This is a genomic window from Solibacillus sp. GQ1, from assembly GCF_059758555.1.
Genome location: NZ_JCAXEX010000002.1, coordinates 88061 through 108919 on the forward strand (window position 1 = coordinate 88061; position 20859 = coordinate 108919).

Annotated in this window: 20 protein-coding genes; 15 read left to right on the forward strand and 5 right to left on the reverse strand. The window is 41.9% G+C overall.

What is annotated here, in order from left to right; translation table 11 throughout:
* Window positions 1-27: 27 nt before the first annotated feature.
* Both AC6CH1_RS12855 and AC6CH1_RS12860 read right to left on the reverse strand, forming a co-directional pair.
* Window positions 28-288 (reverse strand): Parvovirus coat protein VP1-like protein, encoded by a 261-nt coding sequence (locus tag AC6CH1_RS12855; RefSeq protein WP_353056579.1) that lies wholly within the window; start codon window positions 286-288, stop codon window positions 28-30.
* 90 nt (window positions 289-378) lie between these two features.
* The gene (locus tag AC6CH1_RS12860; protein WP_498317858.1) at window positions 379-1626 is read right to left on the reverse strand and encodes a Zn-dependent hydrolase; all 1248 of its coding nucleotides are present in this window, start codon (window positions 1624-1626) and stop codon (window positions 379-381) included.
* Window positions 1627-1750: 124 nt separating this feature from the next.
* Here AC6CH1_RS12860 and AC6CH1_RS12865 point away from each other — a divergent pair, with 124 nt between their 5' ends.
* From AC6CH1_RS12865 to AC6CH1_RS12905, 9 genes are all read left to right on the forward strand, one after another.
* Complete coding sequence (locus AC6CH1_RS12865; protein WP_251690316.1) at window positions 1751-3289, forward strand: PucR family transcriptional regulator; 1539 nt, start codon at window positions 1751-1753, stop codon at window positions 3287-3289.
* Window positions 3290-3423: 134 nt separating this feature from the next.
* The gene (locus AC6CH1_RS12870) at window positions 3424-4779 is read left to right on the forward strand and encodes an aspartate aminotransferase family protein (RefSeq protein ID WP_251690314.1); all 1356 of its coding nucleotides are present in this window, start codon (window positions 3424-3426) and stop codon (window positions 4777-4779) included.
* Window positions 4780-4794: 15 nt separating this feature from the next.
* Window positions 4795-6312, forward strand: coding sequence for a CoA-acylating methylmalonate-semialdehyde dehydrogenase (locus tag AC6CH1_RS12875; protein WP_251690313.1), 1518 nt, complete (start codon window positions 4795-4797; stop codon window positions 6310-6312).
* 844 nt (window positions 6313-7156) lie between these two features.
* Window positions 7157-8554 carry a dihydropyrimidinase gene (gene hydA, locus AC6CH1_RS12880; protein WP_251690312.1) on the forward strand — a complete coding sequence of 466 codons (1398 nt, stop codon included), beginning with the start codon at window positions 7157-7159 and terminating at the stop codon, window positions 8552-8554.
* Between the two features lie 218 nt (window positions 8555-8772).
* Window positions 8773-10110 carry an NAD(P)-dependent oxidoreductase gene (locus AC6CH1_RS12885; RefSeq protein WP_498317860.1) on the forward strand — a complete coding sequence of 446 codons (1338 nt, stop codon included), beginning with the start codon at window positions 8773-8775 and terminating at the stop codon, window positions 10108-10110.
* A gap of 11 nt (window positions 10111-10121) precedes the next feature.
* Window positions 10122-11405, forward strand: a complete 1284-nt coding sequence (gene preA / locus AC6CH1_RS12890; protein WP_498317862.1) for an NAD-dependent dihydropyrimidine dehydrogenase subunit PreA — start codon at window positions 10122-10124, stop codon at window positions 11403-11405.
* A gap of 118 nt (window positions 11406-11523) precedes the next feature.
* The gene (locus AC6CH1_RS12895; protein ID WP_498317863.1) at window positions 11524-13005 is read left to right on the forward strand and encodes an NCS1 family transporter; all 1482 of its coding nucleotides are present in this window, start codon (window positions 11524-11526) and stop codon (window positions 13003-13005) included.
* 19 nt (window positions 13006-13024) lie between these two features.
* Entirely contained in the window at window positions 13025-13237 is a 213-nt protein-coding gene (locus AC6CH1_RS12900) for a hypothetical protein (RefSeq protein ID WP_251690306.1), read from the forward strand.
* 176 nt (window positions 13238-13413) lie between these two features.
* Window positions 13414-13869 carry a PilN family protein gene (locus AC6CH1_RS12905; protein WP_251690305.1) on the forward strand — a complete coding sequence of 152 codons (456 nt, stop codon included), beginning with the start codon at window positions 13414-13416 and terminating at the stop codon, window positions 13867-13869.
* A gap of 260 nt (window positions 13870-14129) precedes the next feature.
* Here AC6CH1_RS12905 and AC6CH1_RS12910 read toward each other — a convergent pair whose 3' ends face one another.
* Window positions 14130-14999 carry a helix-turn-helix domain-containing protein gene (locus AC6CH1_RS12910; RefSeq protein WP_498317865.1) on the reverse strand — a complete coding sequence of 290 codons (870 nt, stop codon included), beginning with the start codon at window positions 14997-14999 and terminating at the stop codon, window positions 14130-14132.
* A 99-nt stretch (window positions 15000-15098) separates the two neighbouring features.
* Here AC6CH1_RS12910 and AC6CH1_RS12915 point away from each other — a divergent pair, with 99 nt between their 5' ends.
* Entirely contained in the window at window positions 15099-15371 is a 273-nt protein-coding gene (locus tag AC6CH1_RS12915) for a hypothetical protein (protein ID WP_498317867.1), read from the forward strand.
* 79 nt (window positions 15372-15450) lie between these two features.
* Here the strand turns inward: AC6CH1_RS12915 and AC6CH1_RS12920 are convergent, their stop codons facing one another.
* Together AC6CH1_RS12920 and AC6CH1_RS12925 are read right to left on the reverse strand one after the other, a co-directional pair.
* Window positions 15451-15627 carry a hypothetical protein gene (locus AC6CH1_RS12920; protein WP_008406370.1) on the reverse strand — a complete coding sequence of 59 codons (177 nt, stop codon included), beginning with the start codon at window positions 15625-15627 and terminating at the stop codon, window positions 15451-15453.
* A 146-nt stretch (window positions 15628-15773) separates the two neighbouring features.
* On the reverse strand, window positions 15774-16385 hold the full coding sequence (locus AC6CH1_RS12925) for a spore coat protein (RefSeq protein ID WP_008406368.1): 612 nt from the start codon (window positions 16383-16385) through the stop codon (window positions 15774-15776).
* Window positions 16386-16482: 97 nt separating this feature from the next.
* Between AC6CH1_RS12925 and AC6CH1_RS12930 the strand changes: the two genes are divergently transcribed.
* The 5 genes from AC6CH1_RS12930 to gap all read left to right on the forward strand — a co-directional run bounded on the left by AC6CH1_RS12930 (window position 16483) and on the right by gap (window position 20646).
* Window positions 16483-17073 (forward strand): LemA family protein, encoded by a 591-nt coding sequence (locus AC6CH1_RS12930; RefSeq protein ID WP_251690302.1) that lies wholly within the window; start codon window positions 16483-16485, stop codon window positions 17071-17073.
* Between the two features lie 67 nt (window positions 17074-17140).
* The gene (locus tag AC6CH1_RS12935; protein WP_498318112.1) at window positions 17141-17920 is read left to right on the forward strand and encodes a TPM domain-containing protein; all 780 of its coding nucleotides are present in this window, start codon (window positions 17141-17143) and stop codon (window positions 17918-17920) included.
* Between the two features lie 212 nt (window positions 17921-18132).
* Window positions 18133-18366, forward strand: coding sequence for a glutaredoxin family protein (locus tag AC6CH1_RS12940; RefSeq protein WP_251690301.1), 234 nt, complete (start codon window positions 18133-18135; stop codon window positions 18364-18366).
* Window positions 18367-18537: 171 nt separating this feature from the next.
* Window positions 18538-19566: a sugar-binding transcriptional regulator gene (locus AC6CH1_RS12945; RefSeq protein ID WP_498317870.1), complete on the forward strand. Its 1029-nt coding sequence runs from the start codon at window positions 18538-18540 to the stop codon at window positions 19564-19566.
* A 66-nt stretch (window positions 19567-19632) separates the two neighbouring features.
* Window positions 19633-20646: a type I glyceraldehyde-3-phosphate dehydrogenase gene (gap, locus tag AC6CH1_RS12950; protein WP_251690299.1), complete on the forward strand. Its 1014-nt coding sequence runs from the start codon at window positions 19633-19635 to the stop codon at window positions 20644-20646.
* The last annotated feature ends 213 nt before the right edge of the window (window positions 20647-20859 follow it).

Consider the following 20859-nt stretch of genomic DNA (forward strand, 5'->3'; position numbering starts at 1 on the left):
AAGGAATTCATGCCTGTGTTTTTAGGTTTATATTAGAAAGTTCTTTAACCGAATCGCTCGGGAAAATAAATTTGCGTCCCTCCCCATTTTTGTAGAGGGGTTTTTGTATTGATTTAAACATTGCTGGAAAATTGCGTCACAATATCTTTTATCGTATCCGTATGCATAACAAGCATCATGGTTCAGACAGCAATTATCTACTGCATTCGTTGGTGCACCAGGTCCAGTACATCCCGGTCCACAGTAACGATAACCAGGGAAGCAGAACCCCGTTGCAGGACGTCTCATCATCCCACCTCCTTTTAGTAGGGGTACCATATAGTATGTTCACCTAATAAGAAGAGGAGGGCAATTCTATTGATTTCATCATAAAAACCTTTACTTTACACTAGCAGACTTTACGGGTGAAACCGAAGATTCGGCTACTTTCAATACTGCATTAACAAGGACATCCGCACCTTTTGAACATTCCTCGTAGGAAGTATATTCATCTTCACGGTGACTGTAGCCTTTTGCACTTGAGACGAAAATCATCGTAGAAGGAATGTAACCGGCGATAAATTGAGCATCGTGGCCGGCACCGCTGAACATATGATGGCGTGAAAGCCCGAGTTCATCTGTACTTGCTGCTACAGCATGAACAACTTCCGGTGCGAAATACACCGTATCCCGGCTCCATAGCTTTTTGTAGCTCAGCTCGCAATTTTCGATTTCTTTCGGAAGGTCAAAAATAATTTGCTCCACTTGCTGAATGACTGCCGGGTCTTGGTGTCGGGATTCCAACGAGAAAGTTACGCTGCTCGGGATGACCGTATGAATATTCGGGTAGGCATTGATGCGTCCGATTGTATAAACAAGATCTTCAGGAAGCTGTTTTAATTTATTTTGTAGGATGGAAATGATTTGCATTGCGGCAAACATACTGTCTTTACGCATGGAAATAGGGGTAGTGCCCGCATGGTTCGATTCGCCGGTTAATGTAATGTCATAGCATACCATGCCAAGAACGCCTTCCACGACACCGATCTCTTTTTTATAATGTTCCAGCACGGGACCTTGTTCAATATGAAGCTCCAAATAGGCATGAGCCTCTGTCAGACGGTTTGCGACATCGCCTTCATAGCCACTTTCTTTCAAGGCTTGTTCAAATGTTACCCCTTTACGATCCGTCGAAGCGAGCATCTTTTCCTTTTCGAATTTTCCTGAAAGTACACCTGAAGCCATTAATGACGGTTCAAAACGTGCACCTTCTTCATTTGTGAAGTTTACGATCGTGATAGGGTGATTCAGTTCGAGTTTTTCATCAATAATCGTTTGGACAGCTTCCAGTGCAGTTAAAACACCTAGCACTCCATCGAAGCGTCCGCCTTTAATGACTGAATCCAAGTGTGAGCCGATGACAATCGGTAAATTATCGGAGTTGGAAGGAAGTGTTGCATACATTGTGCCCATATCATCAACCGTTACGATCATACCTAGCTGTTCGCAAATTTCCTTAAACTTGTTGCGGGCGAGAATATCTTCGGGAGATAGGCTTAAACGTGTGACACCATTATTTTCTGTTGCCCCAAATTGGCTAAATAAATCAATAGTATTTTGAAGTCGTTCGCGGTTTGTTTTTAACATAAAATTCCCCCTTAAATTCAATAATATATAAACATTAGCACTAGCATATAACAAATTAATATATACTTAATGTAAAATGATACAATAATTGTATGGACGAATTGTTAATGATAGGGGGCTGCTTATGTTAACCGTAAAAGAAGTTCTAAATCGAAAATACTTTGAATCAGCGAAGGTCGTCGCAGGTCAAACTGGCTTAAGCCATGCGATCAAATGGATTCATATATTGGAAGTTACCGATGTGAAGCAGCTGATAAAAGGAAATGAGCTCATTCTGACAACGGGAGTCATTTTAAAAGATAATGAACAAGGCTTTCTGAATTTTGTAAGGCAGCTTAATGAATTAAATGTAGCCGGGCTGTGTATTGAGTTAGGTATGTACATTCAAACGATTCCGGAAAGTGTCATTAAACTGGCGGATCAATTGGATTTTCCGCTCATCGTTTTTCAGGAAATTGTCCCGTTTGTGGGCATTACGCAAGATTTGCATACAGCAATCATTCATCAGCAATACGATATTTTAAGGCAGCTCGAAGATTACTCCCAGAAGATTAACAACTATGTTCTGAAGGTGAATGACAAAGTAAAGATTTTGCAGTATATGCAAAAGTATTTGAATGTGGATATTTATTTTGATGTGAAAAAAGGAACAAGTCTCGCAATCCCGGATAAAAAGATTGAAAATTGCAAAAAGTATATTGACCGTTTAGGTAGTAAACATAAAGCGAAGATTGAAGTGAATTTATTTGACCAGTTGTACGGTACTGTCTATATATACTCCGAAAAAAGAGAAATGACGGAGTTGGATTTGCTTATTTTGGACCGCACTGTTGTCACGCTGTCACAGTTTATTTTAAGAGATTTATATATTGAAGAAAAACTCGAAAGCGAAAACCGAAAGTTCTTTGAAAAGTGGCTTGAAGGTGAAAACAGCGATGATGAGCTGCTTTATTTTATCGAGGAGATTGATCAGAAGTTGAAGCATAACGGCTGGATGGTTATGATTCATCAGCTCAGAAGGAAAAATGCGAAAAAAGATTTAACGAATTACAAAATCAATCTTCGTCAGGCATTGCAGAAGGAAGGGTTTTACACATTTATTGTCGAGCAGTCCCAATATTTGATTTTCATTGTAAACGATCTGGCGCAGGGGGCTACGTATAAAGAACGGATGAACCGCGTGATGAATGAGATGATCCAGCAAAATAAACAGGACATGCTTATTGCTGTTGGAAAATATGTTTCGCATTACAATGAATTGAAAGAAAGCTATCAAACAGCGCAGGAAACCCTTCAGATCAGGATGAAACATATGGAGCATTCATATTTCTACGATGAACTGGTGCTGTACCATATGGTGAAAGTTCTGCAAAACAACAGCAGTCTTATGCAGGCGGCGAAGGAAAAAATCGAAAAGCTTAGCCAGTATGACAGCAAGCACAATGCGAATCTGATCCAAACGCTTGATGTGTATTTTCAGTGTAACGGACTAAAAAAGGAAACAGCCGAAAAACTGTTCATCGTCCGCCAAACCCTTTATCACCGCCTGGAAAAGGTGGAGCAGATCATCGGCAATGATTTTATGAAATACGAAAACCGTCTCTGCCTGGAAATCATGCTACTCATGACGAAGCATAATTATTATGAAGGTGTGAAGGTTTAGGTGCCATGATTTAGAAAGCTCTTTGACCTAAATGTGAAATTGAGGCGAACATCCATTTTACACTATGTATAATGCCCTTAATCTTCCAATAAGCGAAAATAGAAATAGAGTTTAGGAATGTAGGAGGGAAATGCATGAGCCAATATGTAGAGTATAACTGGAAAGCAAATGACGAAAAACATGTATGGCACTCGATGAAGCCTTATAACCCGGAAGCAACATTTATCGTTGAACGAGCGGAAGGTGCTTGGCTGACAGACATCGATGGCAATAAATATTTGGATGCAATGGCAGGGCTTTGGTGTACGAATATTGGTTATGGTCGTAAGGAAATTGCTGACACAGCTTACGAGCAAATGCTTAAGAATTCATATACACCGCTGACGAATGGGCACACACCAGCAATTTTACTGAGCCAGAAAATCAGTGAGCTGCTTGGTGACGAATATGTCGTCTTCTATTCGAACAGCGGATCGGAAGCAAATGAAGTGGCGTTTAAAGTGGCAAGACAATATCATCAGCAAAAAGGTGATACGAACCGCTATAAAATCATTTCCCGCTACCGTGCTTATCATGGAAGTTCAATGGGCGCGTTGGCAGCAACAGGCCAAGCGCAGCGCAAATATAAATACGAGCCGCTTGCACCGGGCTTTTTACATGTGGCACCACCTGATCAGTACCGGAATCCGGAAGAGGCGGTAAACGGCGATGCTAAAACATTGCCTAGTGTGAAAAACATCGACCAGGTGATGACTTGGGAAATGTCAGAAACGATCGCCGCGGTTATTATGGAGCCGATTATTACAGGTGGCGGTGTCATTGTACCGAATGAAGATTACTTGAAAGGCGTAAAGGAAGTGTGCGAGAAACACGGTGCGCTCTTAATCGTTGACGAGGTAATCTGTGGTTTCGGACGTACAGGTACAGCGTTCGGTTTCCAAAACTATGGCATTAAGCCGGATATTGTGACGATGGCTAAAGGTTTAACAAGTGCTTACATGCCATTATCAGCAACTGCAATACGCCGCGAAATTTACGAGCAGTTTGTCGCGAATGGGGACTATGAATTTTTCCGTCATATTAATACATTTGGCGGGTCACCGGTCGCATGTGCAGTTGCATTGAAAAACATTGAAATTATGGAGCGCGAAAATTTATTCGAGCAATCCGTTGTACTCGGAGAATCGCTTAAGCGCACATTAAAAGAAAATTTAGAGGATCATCCTTTCGTGGGCGATATTCGCGGCAAAGGATTATTAATCGGTATTGAGCTTGTTGAAAATAAGGAAACGAAAACACCGCTTGATGTTGAGCGCGTAAATGCAGTGATTGCCTACTGTAAAAAGAAGGGCGTCATTATCGGCAAAAATGGTGTAACGGTAGCGAACTTCAACAATATATTAACGCTGTCACCACCGCTTTCAATTTCATTGGAGGAAAAGGACCTGATTGCCAATACAGTGATTGAAGCAGTAAACAGTATTAAATAAAGGGGGATCTTCATAATGACAGAAGCAGTTTCGGTAAAAAAATTAACACATTTTATCAATGGTGAATTGGTCGAAGGGAAGAGCAACAACTATTCGAAAGTTTATAACCCGACGACAGGCGAAGTAATTGCCGAAGTTCCGATTGCGACAGCTGAAGAAACACGTGAAGCCATTGCAGCAGCAAAAGCGGCTTTCCCGGCATGGCGCGATCTGTCTGTTGCGAAGCGTGCGGAAGTATTGATGCGTTTCCGATTTTTACTGACAGAAAATATGGATCAGCTATTGGATATTATTTGTACGGAGAGCGGGAAAACGTTGGAGGATGCGCGCGGTGAAGTGACACGTGCCTTGGAATCGGTTGACTTGGCAATCGGTGCACCTCATTTAGTGAAAGGGGAATATTCGGTAAATGTAGGTGGTCAAATTAATGCCTATTCTGCGAAGTACCCTTTAGGTGTTGTTGCAGCAATTTCGCCATTTAACTTCCCGATCATGGTGCCGTTAGCGCAAACGTCGATGGCAGTCGCTGTTGGGAATGCTGTTATTTTAAAAGCATCAGAAAAGGTGCCGATGACTTCGCTGTTTGTCAGTGAATTATGGAAAAAAGCAGGATTGCCGGACGGGATCTGGACAGTAGTAAACGGCAGTAAAGATGCAGTAAATGAGCTGCTGGAAAATCCGACTGTTCAAGCGATTTCATTTGTCGGTTCGACACCTGTTGCGAAATATATTTACGAAACGGGTTCGAAATACGGTAAGCGCGTTACGGCTTTAGGCGGCGGGAAAAATAATATGGTTGTTATGCCGGACGCTGATTTAGAGCAAGTGGCGAACGCGTTTATCGGTGCAGCATATGGTGCGGCTTCCCAACGTTGTATGGCGATTTCTACAATTATGCCGGTTGGTGAAGAGACGGCTGACCGACTAGTGGCGATTTTGAAAGAGAAGATCAGCAACTTAAAAGTGGGCAGCTATAAAGAAGAGGGGACGGATTTTGGTCCTGTCATTTCAAAAGAGTCGAAAGAGAATATTTTGAAAGCAATTGATTTAGCTGAACGTCAAGGTGCGACAGTTGTAGTGGACGGCCGCGAACTGGATATTGTGAAAAACTCGGAAGGCTTCTTCGTCGGTCCGACGTTACTGGACAATATTACGAAGGAGATGGAAATTTTCGATGAGGAAGTTTTCGGTCCGGCTCGTAATGTTGTGCGTGTAAACTCGCTTGCGGAAGCGATTGATTTCATTAACGGTCAGGATCTGGCAAATGGGGTCACGATCTTCACGAACGACGGTGCGGCAGCGCGCAAGTTTACAACGGAGATTGATGTAGGTATGGTCGGCGTCAATGTGCCGATTCCAATCCCTGTCGGCTATCATAACTTTGCCGGCTTTAAAGGTTCGCGCTTTGGTGAAGGGCATATGTTTGGTCCGGATCAGGCCCGATTCTTTACGAAAACGAAAACAGTATCGGAACGCTGGCCAGATACAACAGAAACGACAGCATCGACATTCGCTTTCCCTAGCAACAACTAAAATCTATGCAGAAACAGCCTGATTCCAGATATGGGGTAAGGCTGTTTTTTTATTGGAATAGTGATGGCGGATATTAGAAGAAGTTCGTCGGTAAGGCGGTTCGCGGAAGCGGGTTTATGCTCGGGTAGAGGCAGGGCTATATTTTATTAGAACATTTGTTATGAATATCAGAAGAAGTGATCCGCTTATTAGAACAGTTCGCGTGTTTATTAGAAGATAAGGTGGTAAGGGGGTTGGTGGATGCTGATTTAGACCGGTGAGTAAGCAGATTTATAGTTTTATTAGAACATTGACGACGGATATTAGAAGAAACGCGATGGATATTTGAAGATCGGAAGGGGATATTAGAACATTGCATATACATAGTAAAACAATAGAACGATATATTAGAAAATCCAACTCTTATTAGAATAAATAAAAATATATTAGAACATGCTCACAATATATTAGAAAACTTATGAAAGAACCTCACGCTTATTAGATACCCGACAAAAACAATACATTATGTTAGGAAAACTTACATAAAAATAGTATATTTCCTTACAACTTTTAACCTTTTGTCTAAAATATTTACGGAAAAAATTACCTTTTGTATATTAAATTTAGTCGAAATATTCAGTAAAGTTATGTATATGAAGCAATCGCAAGGATTTTAGCAACGGAAAATATTTATTTAATTTTTTTCCGTTATTTAGATATTATGTTACTAATTGTTACATATAATACTATATATTAAATTATATGCTTAAAAACTAGTAAATATTCTCAAAAGTTAGTAGTACTAGGACGCACTTTGGTTTTTCATTTTTTCAATAGAAATTACTAGAAAACTAGGAGGGTTTATATGAAAAAGATTATTACTGGGGGAACAATTGTTACTGCTGCGGATACGTTTAAAGGGGATGTGCTGATTGAGGATGGGATCATCACTCAAATTGCAGTAAAAATAGATGATGCGGAAGCGGAAATTATTGATGCAACAGGAAAGCTTTTATTCCCGGGTGGTATTGACCCTCATACCCATCTCGATATGCCTTTCAACAACACGGTAACAGATGATGACTGGCAATCAGGAACAATTGCTGCAGCATACGGAGGAACAACGACAATTATCGATTTCTGTATTAGTGCGGGCTCACCGACATTAATGGATGCGATCGATACGTGGCACGGCAAAGCAAAAGATAAAGCCGTAATCGACTATGGTTTCCACTTAATGATCGGTGATTTAAATGAACAGCGCCTGCAGGAATTACCGGAAGCATTGGAACGAGGCGGGATCAGCTCGATTAAAGTATTCCTTGCTTATGCGAAGGAATTCCAGGCGACGGATCGAACATTATTCCAGGCGTTTAAAGTCGGGAAGAAGCTTGGCGCAACAGTTATGGTCCATTGCGAAAACGGATCGGTTATCGATGAATTAGTAGAAGAAGCGAAAGCGAATGGTCAGACGGAGCCGATTTATCATGCGCTTACTCGTCCGCCTGAAGTAGAAGGGGAAGCGACGAAACGTGCGATTGAGCTGGCAAACTTGGCTGGAGCGCAATTATATGTCGTGCATGTTACGTGTAAAGAAGCGGTCGATGAAATCATTTCTGCACGTAATAAAGGCTACAACGTGTTAGGTGAAACTTGTCCGCCGTATTTAGTGCTTGACCAGACAGCATTGGAAAAGCCGAACTTTGAAGGTGCGAAATATGTATGGTCTCCGCCGTTACGTCCTGTGGAGCATCAGGAAGTATTGTGGAATGCATTGAAGGCGAAGCAGCTGCAAACGATTGGTTCAGACCAATGTTCATTCAGCTTCAACGGCAAGAAAACATTAGGGAAGAACGACTTCTCGAAAATTCCGAATGGCGGGCCGTTTATTGAAGACCGTTTCTCTGTACTTTATTCAGAAGGTGTTGCAAAAGGGCGCATTACGGAAAACGAGTTTGTTGATATGATTTCAACGCAGTCTGCGAAGATTTTTGGGCTATTCCCTCAAAAAGGAACAATCGCGGTTGGTTCGGATGCGGATATCGTATTATTCGATCCGACAGTAAAACGTACAATCTCTGCGGAAACACATCATATGAATGTGGACTATAACGCATTTGAAGGGCTGGAAGTGACGGGCGAGCCGACAAGTGTGCTCGTGCGTGGTGAATATGTCATTCAAGATAAAAAATTCGTCGGACAGCTTGGAAGTGGCAAGTATATCCGTCGTGAAGTAAAGGGTTCCACTAAAGTAACTTCATAACAAGGTCAATTACGATTTTCCGTAATTGCGTCCGGATTCGTGGGTCAGTCAGCCTTTGTCGCACGACGCGTCGATTTAGGCTGACGTCAATTCCATTAAAAAATCTGTGACATCCACCGGGGCTTATCTTCATTCAGTGGGTGGTTGGGAAATCGGCTGGATGAAGATATCAATAGCTAAAAGTAATAACAAATCAAACTGGAGAGGGTTGTTATGAAATGAGCAATAGTTTAGCGAAGAACTTTGAAGAGATATTTGATGGTTTAACAACATACGCGGCAACTGTTGAAGCGAATCGTTGTTTGTATTGCTATGATCCACCTTGTGTAAAGGCATGTCCAACGAGCATTAATATTCCGAGCTTTATCAAGAAAATTGCTTCGAATAATATGAAAGGTTCTGCTCGTGTCATTATGGAATCAAATCCGGTTGGCGCAAGCTGTGCGCGTGTTTGTCCAACGATCGAGCTTTGTGAGGGGGCTTGTGTGTTGAACAGTGAAGAAAAACCGATTCAAATTGGTCATCTTCAACGCTATGCAACGGACTGGCTGCGTGAGTCGAATGTCAATCTGTTTACGCCACAACCTGCTAACGGAAAGAAAGTCGCGATTATCGGAAGCGGGCCGGCGGGATTATCTGCTGCACGTGAACTGGCATTGCTAGGGTACGGAGTGACGATTTTCGAAGCAGATGAAAAAGCGGGTGGCCTGAATTACTACGGCATCGTTTCATTCCGTCTGCCGCAAGATGTTGTGGAGTGGGAAGTGCAGCAAGTACAAAACCTTGGTGTTGAAATTAAAACGAGCACGAAGATCGGCGAAGATGTATTAGTTGATGAACTGCTTGAAAACTATGACCGCATCATTGTAGCGGTTGGTATGGGCAAAGTACCGATGCTTGGCGTTGAGGGCGAAAATTTGGACGGTGTGTATGATGCGATTGATTTTGTAAAGGAATCAAAATCTTCGTTCACTGATCGCGTGCTGGGCAAAAAAGTGCTAGTTATCGGTGCCGGTAATACAGCGATTGATGCAGCGACATGTTCTGTAAGATTGGGTGCTGAGCAGGTGCAAATCGTTTACCGTCGTACATCAAACGAAATGACGGCATATGATTTTGAATTTGATTTTGCGAAGCAGGATGGTGTTGAATTCAGATGGCTGACATTACCGAAACGCATTATTGGCGATGATAACGGTAAAGTAATCGGGATGGAATGCATCAAAATGAAACTGACGGATATCGAAAATGGAAAAGGGACATTAATGGAGATTCCTGGTTCTGAATTTGTGATTGAGGCGGATGCGGTGATTCGGGCGATCGGCCAAACGAAGCAGTATGAGCTGATTGAGCATTTAGGATTAGCTAATACACGCGGTGTGATTGATGTGGATCACAACAGCCTGAAAACATCAAATCCGAAAATTTACGCTTGCGGTGATGTGATTTACGGTAACGGGTACGGTGAGGCGACAGTTGTATCGGCGGCGCAGCAGGGCAAAGATTCGGCTTACGCGATTCATTATGAACTAAACGCAAATTCAGAAATTGCATAGGGGGAATTGAAATGGCAGATTTACGAATAGATTTTGCTGGTATTAAGTCACCTAATCCTTTTTGGCTGGCATCGGCACCACCTACAAACTCCGGCTATCAAGTGCAGCGTGCATTTGAAGCGGGGTGGGGCGGCGCTGTATGGAAAACGTTGGGGGACCCTATTTTAAACGTTTCCTCACGTTTTGCTGCTGTTAGTTTTAACGGTCAAAAAGTAGCGGGTTTCAATAATATTGAGCTCATCACAGACCGACCGCTGGAAGTGAACTTAAAGGAAATTTATGAAACGAAAAAGCGATTCCCAAACCATACGATTATCGCTTCGTTAATGGTGGAGCCAAAAGCTGAAAAATGGCATGAAATCGTGAAAAGAGTCCAGGATGTTGGGGTAGATGGCTTCGAATTAAACTTCGGCTGCCCACATGGTATGGCGGAACGTGGCATGGGAGCCGCTTCGGGTCAAGTGCCTGACCTGGTGGAAAAGCAGACATATTGGGCGAAAGAATATGCTGAAGTACCGGTCATCGTCAAACTGACACCGAATATTACGGACATTACTGTAACGGCGGAAGCAGCGGTGCGCGGCGGTGCTGATGCGATTAGTATGATCAACACAATCAATAGTCTGGCGGGCGTTGATCTGAACTCTTGGAACACAATTCCGCATGTTGGCAATAAAGGGGCACACGGAGGTTATTGCGGACCGGCCGTGAAACCAATTGCACTGAACATGGTGGGCGAGTGTGCAAGAAGTCCGTATATCAATTTACCGATTTCCGGAATTGGCGGTATTTCAAACTGGCAGGACGCTGCTGAGTTCATCTTAATGGGTTCTACTAGTGTGCAAGTTTGTACGGCGGCAATGCACCATGGCTTCAGCATTGTTGAAGATATGATCGATGGTTTAAGCAACTATTTAGACGATAAAGGCTTAACATCGGTTATGGATTTAGTCGGCAAAACAGTACCGAAATATTCGGATTGGGGAGATTTAGACTTAAATTATAAAGTTGTTGCAGAGATCAATAATGATGTTTGCATTAACTGTAATAAATGCCATATTGCCTGTGAAGATACGTCCCACCAATGTATCGATCTGTATACAGAAGATGGCCGTCCAATGCTGAAAGTGCGCGAGGAAGACTGCGTAGGCTGTAATTTATGTTCGATTGTCTGTCCGGCAGAAGGTGCAATTAAGATGAAGGAACTTGTTCCGACACAACCGCCGATGACGTGGAATGAAAGACAGAAACTAATTGCAGGATTTGCTCCAAGCAGTTCAAGTATTGCGAGGTAGTTGGCAAAATTCTTTTAAAGCAATGGATATCAGTCTAACAGCGTCGCATTGTATGACAACGGGTGACTGACCCAACTCCTCTGTAAAACCAAAAAACTGAATAAAGAGAGGTGTAGCGATGTCAGACAGAAAAGACACAAATAGTAACTATTTAAAATCACCAGATTTACTTCCTGTCACACACGAAAACCGCAGTATTAGTATGATGGGCTTTGGCGTCATCTGGGTTGGGATGGCCATCGTACTTGCGGCATTTGCGATCGGTGCAGGAGGAATTGTTAATCTAAGTATGCCGATGCTCATCATGGCGACATTGGTCGGCTCGATTCTAATCGGGATTTTCATGGTCGTCATCGGGGATATCGGTGTTGAACACGGATTATCGTTTCCTGTTTATATGCGTGCTCCATTCGGAACAATCGGCACGCACTTCCCGTCATTTGCCCGTGCGTTTACAGCATCGTGCTGGTTCGGGATCAACACGTATTTCGGGGCATTGGCGATCAACGGTATTCTGAACATTCTGGTCGGCTTTGACAACTGGTTTATCTGCTTCCTAGTATTTGCGACGTTGCAGTTGTTCAACGTATCACTGGGGATTAAATCAATTGAACGTTTCGCGGATTTCGCTGCACCTGTCATTATCTTTATTTCAATTTGGATGTATTTGCAATTATCTGCTGAAGCGAAAGAGCAAGGCAAAGCGGTATGGTCATGGGTGGAAGCGCCGCAAACAGGTTTTGAACAGTTTACGGCATTCATGGTAGTCGCTACTGCAATCATGGGCTTCTGGGCTACATTGGCTGCAGATATGCCGACACTTTCTCGTCACTTCAAAGCGCCTAAAAATGAGCGTAACTGGTTCAAACGAAATAAAACACAATTACTAGGTTCACTAATAGTTCAGCCGATTTTCAATACACTGATGATCGTCATTGGTGCGGTTTGTTATATGTCGACTGGTTCTGGTGACCCGATCAACGCACTTCAGCAAGCGGCGGGCGGTATTGTCCTAGTGATGCTGTTATCGATGATCGTATTGGCTCAATGGTCGACAAATACTTCTGCGAACGTTATTCCGGCTGCGACGATTTTCTCGAATATCGGCGGACCGAAAGTACCGTTCTGGGTTGGTGTAGTCATTGCCGGTATTGTCGGAACACTTGTTCAGCCTTGGAGTTTGTTCGATATTTTAAATAGCGTTCTGCTCGTTGTCGGCGGTATCCTTTCTTCGATTGTTGGTATTTTATTCGCCGACTATTACTTGCTCCGTAAGCGCCGAGTAAATGTAAAGGACCTTTATGAGGCGGAAGGGCAATATCGTTATTTAAAAGGTGTCAATGTAGCGGGAATTATTGCTTGGGTGCTTGGCGGTCTGATCGCGAATATTTGGCCATCGTTCTCTTCACTTATCGGCTTCTTTGTAGGGGCAGCAATCTATTATGTGCTGGCGAAATATTGGTGGTTCAAGAAGTATCCGCAAGCTGAAATCGTAAACCCGAGCGATGATGAATATTTAGGTATTACAGCAGGACGCAGCTGGGAAATTGACGCTGTTCCAGAACCGATTGGTGTAGAGCAAACAGCTTCCACAGATTAAATGTAAATGAGGTGCGATCATGTCAGAATTTCAGTTTGTAGAAAAAGAAATTCAGCAAATTAATGAACTGCTCGCTGAAGACTATATTATTAAAACGATCGATGAGAATCTGGAAGGAGCTTTCGTTACGTTTATCAATCCAGCAACTCATGAGGAGCGTTTACTGCATATTAAAATGGCAGACACAAGAAAATATTTCTCCAGTAAATTATTGGAACAATTAAGCAGTTGAAAATTTAAAGCGGCAGGCGCATTTCCTTATGGGATGCGCTTTTTTTATTTCATAAAATTAAACCGGAGAATTAATAACAAAGGCATATTTCGACATGGAAATACATATTGTGAAGAAGAACAAGTGGATGCACCAGTTGAATCCAGAAAAATTTCTGATCGAAGTGGAGGGTTTTTATGGGTGATGGGAAAGGCACATTTCAGAAATGGAGGAAGAAAGTCAACAAGAAGGTGACAACGCTTAGCAGTAAAACGTCTTTTGCGGTCGACCGGTCCAAACTGCGAAAACAAATCAATGGAATTGAAGAAGAAATCAGAGTGCTGAAACAGCAAATCGGGGAAATCGTCAACTTGAACCGCAACAGCCTGTTTTCAGTCAGCATGGTGAATTATCAGCTCGCGCAAATTGAGGCGAAAGAAAATACGATTGCGCAGCTGGAAAGAGATATTGAAGAATTAAATGAACTGAGTAAATTAGCGGGTGTCGAAGAGGAGGAAATATTGCCCGATCTGAAAGCAAAGCAAACGATTGACGATATTACAGCGTCCTATATATATAATTGCGCCAACTGTAATGAAGTCTACGATGAACCAAAAAAGTTTTGCGAGGAGTGTGGTTACAGCATGGATTAAAGTGGGCTGAAGGAATTTGGCCTTTAGCTCAAGGTGCAGGGGGTGAGCTGGCTAACAAGAAGCGATACTATAAGTCACCTTAAAGGAGCGATCATAAGAAAATATACAGGGTTTTACATGAAGAGTTCCACTAGATCTTTCGGTGAAATTACCATCTTATGAGGAATGCACAGCTTGTAAAAAAAGATGTTTTAATAAAATTCCATAACATTTAGCACAAACACTGATTTAATAGCGTTTGTGCTTTTTTTGATTGTTCATTAATCCGCATTAGACCTTGAAAGGGTATAATGGTTAAACTCTTGCTGAATCAGTTCCCAATAGTATTGGGCGTCATAAAGCATCAATAATTGATTAGCCTTTTCTAAGGGGTTTGCGCCTGCTTTTTCCTGTAAATTCACTCTACAAATGGCTTCTCTTGAATAATGAAGAGACAAAATCGTATAACTCATGTTCTTTTTATCAGTTCGAAGTGATTCTTCGATTATTGCAAGTGCCTTTGCATAATCTTTATTTTTTATAAGTATCAGGGAGAGGTTAATTTTAAATGCGATCTTTAGTCTTTCAGCATCCTGAAAATCTTTATACATATTCAGTCTAGTTAATACTGTTTGTGTAAATTCAATCGCGATATCTGCAGGAAATAAAAATAAAATGGTATTGATTATGCGGATATCATTTAAATACCACTGTTCGTATTTTGACATCTCTTTCCAAATAGGCTTCACTATATTTCGGGCTACATCTATACTTTTTGTATCATGAAGTTGTATAAATGCCTCACATATCAGGTAGATTTCCTCTATATCCTCGTCACGCTGCTCTTGTAAAAAGTTGACGGTTTGTTGTTTTAATTTATGTAAACTCGCGATGTGATTGTAATCTAAAGAAAATAGCTTGTGAATCAGTTTTTGCTTCCGTCCGTAATTATAGTCATTCCGAATATAATCAAACTCTTCCGCTGAAATATTCAAGCGGTGAAGTAATTGAAGGTAGATACTCGCGTCTACATCCCTTATTCCAGCCTCAAACTTAGAATAGGTACTTTGAGAAATTATATTGCTTGCCACTTCCACTTGGCTATATGTTTTATTCTTTCTTATGCTTTTTAAATCATTACCTAAATTCATACCTATCCCTCCAACGAAATATTCCATATGGAATAATATGTCGTATAGTCCAGTATATCCTTTATAGTAGCTATTAGAAAGAATGGGAGGTTGATCTAAATGATTATAAAATACTTGGATCGTTACGCAATTTCGGTAAGTCTATTCGTATTGTTATTAGTCCTTTCTCCAGTATTTACTGGCTTTTTTTCTAGTAATGTTATTCCATATGCTTTTGCAGCAACTGTATTAAGTGGGTCGAGCTTTTTCTTCGAATACTTATTCAACAAAGCCGGAAATGAAAGGCAAGATAAAGGCAGGAAAATGTATTTTTATGTGATTCCAGCAAATATGATAATTTTTGTGGGTATTGTTTTACTGTTATTTAATTAATTAGTGCGATAAAAAAGCCGGCCATAAAGAACCGTAAAGATTCTTTAAGCCAGCTTTTTCTAAGCAGGATATTCTGCCATTACTTACGATGTTCTACAAGGTCAATTGCTCCTAATACAATATGGGCAAGACCGAAACCGAAAATGGTATTGGCAAGCATTTTGTTCGTACCGATTTTTTGTTTCATTGCATACCCTGTTGCAGTGACAGCTGATCCAAGTACAGTCGGAATTAAACCTTCACGAATATTTTTCATAAAAGCCCCTCCTTCATCGTAGTAGGTGAAACGAGCACCGTTCTTATTGTTTGTATTTCTGCGTGAAATATTTATTGTAAATATTGGATAAATTATTTGAAAATTGAAACTATACGATGATTCGTTCATATAGTTTATTGGGCATACTAGTTAGGCATATTTTTCGCTTGATCTGCTTTGCCATACATATTGAGCATTGCGCTCATGTCCTGTGGAGAAAGTTGTGGCACTTGATAATAGCCTTTTTTGTTTTGGTACAATGAAATTTCATAGGCCATTTCAATGCAGTTTGGTACTGAATCTTGTAGCACGCGACGTACTACCGGGTTTGTGCTTTCTAAAGCAGCACCTGTTTTTCCTGTAGCCCCAGCTTTATGGCAGCTGAGCAAGAAACCTGAAATAATGCCATCATTAATTTCACTTGCCGAAGTGATTGGCTTTTTCGGCTCACCTGGTTTTAAGCCGTAAATAGTATCGTTGCCCATATTCATATTGTAGGTGCGTGTAGGATGTTTTGGATCATGACCTGTTTTAAAGGCCTCCACAGTAATATTATACTCATCAAGCATAAACGCATACTGGCGATCCATAATAGAAAGAAGCTCGCTATCTTGAACTTGGTCGCGAAGTAAAACATATTGGTTTAATCCGCCGATCATAGCGCTTAGTACTTCATGAACATCCAGAAGTTCATGGGCACCATGATTTGTTGAAAGGGGCATTTGATTGTCTTGAGATTGAGATGATTGGGTATACATTAATAAAAACCTCCATAGTAAGAAATTTCGTACGCTCTTATTGTGGAAACGAACCGTAATTTTATACGCTAATTTTAAAAAAGAGAGGATGGGGCAAATGTTAAAAAAAAATGAACGAGGCAGTGCCGTATTGGTCGCCCTTATTGCAATTGTTGCGTTGATCGTCATTGCGGCAATGCTTGTCGTGCCAAAATACAACAAACTGGTAACAGGTGAAGAAACGGTGGACGCAGCATGGGCGCAAGTCGAAAACCAGCTGCAACGTCGATTTGATTTAGTGCCGAACTTAGTAAATACGGTTAAAGGCTATGCCGAACATGAGGAAGAAATTTTCACTCAGATTGCAGATGCCCGAACACAATACGGGAATGCCAATACAGTAGAAGAAACGGCGGACGCAAATAATGAGCTGTCTTCTGCATTAGCCCGTTTACTTGTTGTAGTTGAAAACTATCCGAATTTAAAAGCGGATGTACAATTTACACGATTAATGGATGAACTGGCAGGGACGGAAAATCGCTTAACGGTAGCGCGTAAAGATTACAATGACACGGTTCAGCAGTTTAATAATGACGTTCGCCGCTTCCCAGGAAACTTAATCGCGGGCATGTTCAGTTTTGATCAAAAAGACTACTTCGAAATTAAAGAAGGTGTTGAAGAAGCACCGGCTGTCGATTTTGGCGATTAATAATGGGAGTAATGAAGCTGTCGGCAATGACCGAAGCTTCTGAAAGGGGGGACTGTATGTGAGATTAATGGTATCGCTTCTTTTATGGTTAATGCTCATACCACTCCAAGCGATGGCAGCCATACCGGAAAAACCGGCCTACAATTCTTACGTGTACGATTATGCGAATGTTCTATCCGATGACGTAGAACAGAACCTGATTCAGTCGGCAAAAGCGCTCGAAGGTTCAACGGGAAATGTCATTGTCATGATGACTGTTGATACAATCGATGGAATGGATGCGTTTGAGTTTGGTACGGAGACGATGCGCAGTTGGGGAATCGGTGATGAAGCGCTTGATAACGGCATGCTTATTTTTGCAACAACTGAGCAAGGACCGGGGCAAAATGATGTGTGGATTACGGTCGGTGGTGGTCTGGAAGGAGAATATCCGGACGGAAAGCTCGGCGGCATGATCGATACGTATATGCTGCCATATCTAGCTGATGGTGATTATACGAATGCGTTCGCCAGTATCTTCTCCGTTTTTTATGAAGAAATGGGTGGTGAAGCAGGCGGTGCGGATTTAGTACAGCCTGTTGCGTCAAATGATGATGATGGGATTTCAATCGGCTTCATCATATTGATCATTATTATTTACTTTATCATTACAAAGTTCGGCGGTGGCGGTGGCCCAGGCGGACGCCGACGCACAGCACGCCGAGTATATCGCAGTGGCGGTTTCGGTGGCTTCGGAGGCGGTGGCTTCGGAGGCGGTGGCTTCGGAGGTGGTGGCGGTTCATCGGGCGGCTTTGGCGGTTTCGGTGGCGGCGGCTCATTCGGCGGAGGCGCGGGCAGGAAGTTCTAGGTCGAGGGGAAGGCATCTCACTTTTTGCGGGTGGGGTGCTTTTTTTCGTGGTAGTACGGGAGAGAGGCATAACCCGGAAAAGATCTAATAAAACGCGGAGCTTCTAATATAAGTTGCTGAAGTTCGAATAAGTGGAATGAATCTTCTAATAAAATCACCGCCCACCCTCGCCCGAACTTCGCTTATAATAATTAAAAAGGGAGGAACTGCCAATGATTATCAAATTTTATTCAAAACCGGACTGCGGACTTTGCGTTGAAGGGCTCCATACGTTAAAAATTGTGCAGGAAGACATCGATTTTACGATTGAGCATTATAATATAGAAGAAGACGATGAAGCGCATGAAAAATATATGCTGATGATCCCGGTTGTTGAGTATAACGGCGACGTTGTGCAATACGGGCAGCTGGATTATGCGACATTGTACGAGGCGCTGGTGGACTAGACATCGGTGCCGGTTCGCTATTTTTTGCGAATAATTCCGTCATAAAAGTTGCAAATCACTCCGAGTCGATCTATAATGAAGACAGAAATTCTTTTTTTTACCCCATGTGGGACATAAAATATTCATGTGGGACATATATTGTCCAACAGGATAAATCGGGTAGGTGGTTTTTTGACGGATATTTCATTTTTTGCAGCTGAGCGTAAACTAATGCCTGAAATTGATGCTCTTTTTCAAAAGAGATTTCGAGTTTTACAAGCAATTGCGACATTTAGCCCGATTGGCAGACGTGCTTTAGGAGAACAGCTACAGATGACAGAGCGTGATATCCGGAATGAAACAACGGTCCTGAGCGAGCAGCAATTGATCTTGATTCAAAAAAAAGGCATGATTTGCACGCCAAAAGGGTATGAAGTAATAGAACAGCTTTACGAACTGTATCGTGAGCTTTCCGGTATTGTAGCGATGGAACAGCAGCTTACAAACATCTTTGGCATCGCAAATGTCATCATTGTGCCAGGTGATGCCGAACAGGATGAAACGGTAAAGCAGCAGCTCGGAAAAGTTGCGGCACAAGTATTACAGCAAATCGCACCTGCAAAAGCCAATATTGCGGTTACAGGCGGCAGCAGTGTTGCATCGATGAAGGAATATTTATCGGACTGCCCGGTGCTGAGCGACGCGAAATTTATTGCGGCACGCGGTGGTATGGGTGATGAGATGACATTCCAGGCGAATACAATTGTTTCGAAGTTTTCAAAAAGATGCGGGGCAACATACCGCACATTGTTTTTGCCGGAGCATTTAAGTGAGCAGGCGTATGAAGCGATGAAGGATGAACCGATTATTCGGGAGATGATTACACTTTATGAACAGGTGGACATCGTTATTCACGGAATCGGTGCAGCACAGGAAATGGCGCTTCGACGTAAAAGTTCACAGCATGAGCAGCAATTACTTGAAGAAAAAGGCGCGGTTGCCGAAGCATTTGGCTATTATTTCAATGCAAATGGCGACACGGTTCATCATCTGAGGACAATTGGTATTCAGCGTGATCAGGTAAACAAAGCGAAGCATGTTCTTGCCATTGCGGCAGGCAGAAATAAGGCAGCTGCGATTCAGGCGTATTTTAAAAATGCCGCATCGCAAACGATTTTGATTACAGATGAGCAAACCGCAAGTACAATTCTTGAAAATTAAACATGTTTTTAAAAGTATGATTTTACACATACTATTTTAATAATAAAGTTATTGGAGGAATTACACATGGCATTACAATTAGCAATCAATGGATTTGGACGAATCGGACGTTTAGTATTCCGTGAAGCAATGAAGCACGAGGAATTTGAAGTAGTTGCAGTAAATGATTTAACTGATGCGAAACAGCTTGCACATTTATTAAAATATGACTCAGTACATGGAGTGTATGATGCAGACGTTCAAGCAGAAGATGATGCATTTATCGTAAACGGCAAACGCATTCAAGTGCTTTCTGAAAAAGATCCTGCAAATTTACCATGGGGTGAACTTGGTGTAGATGTTGTTTTAGAATGTACAGGTAGATGGCGTTCAATGGAAGAAGTATCAAAACATATCGAAGCCGGCGCGAAAAAAGCAATCCTTTCTGCACCAGCACAAGGCGATATGCCAACATATGTAATGGGTGTTAACCATACGGAATATGACCCAGCGCAAAATGTTATTTCAAACGCTTCTTGTACAACAAACTGTCTAGCACCACTTGCAAAAGTGTTGGATGAAAAGTTCGGCATCAAACGCGGTATGATGACAACAATTCACTCATATACAAATGACCAACGTATCCTTGACTTCCCGCACTCTGACCCACGTCGTGCACGTGCAGGCGCGGTATCAATGATTCCGACAACTACTGGTGCAGCAATCGCAGTATCAAAAGTATTGCCACAATTAAAAGGCAAATTGGACGGTTTCTCAATGCGTGTTCCAACACCTAACGTTTCATGTGTTGACTTAGTTGTTGAATTGGAAAAAGACGTAACAACAGATTCAATTAACGCAGCATTAAAAGAAGCATCTGAAGGCGACTTAAAAGGTGTTCTTGCTTACAACGAATTACCATTAGTATCAATCGACTACAATGGTAACCCGGCTTCATCTACAATTGACGGTTTATCAACAATGGTAATGGAAGGTCGTATGGCGAAAGTTGTTTCTTGGTATGACAACGAAATCGGCTACTCTACTCGTTTAATGGATTTAGCTTTATATATCGCAGAACAAGGTATCGAAAAAGCGTAATAAACCGATGAAATGTGACATACTTTTTAAAAATTGAAGAAAAAGTGTGACATATTAAAAGGAAACGGGCATAAAAAGTATAGCCTTTAATACACGTAAACCTTATAATTAATAAGGGTAAAAGAGCGGCAGGGACTTACCCGGACCGCTCTTTTTTCGGATATAAGGAAAATATACAAAACAGAGGCGATATCAAGACAGCCTGATCGAATT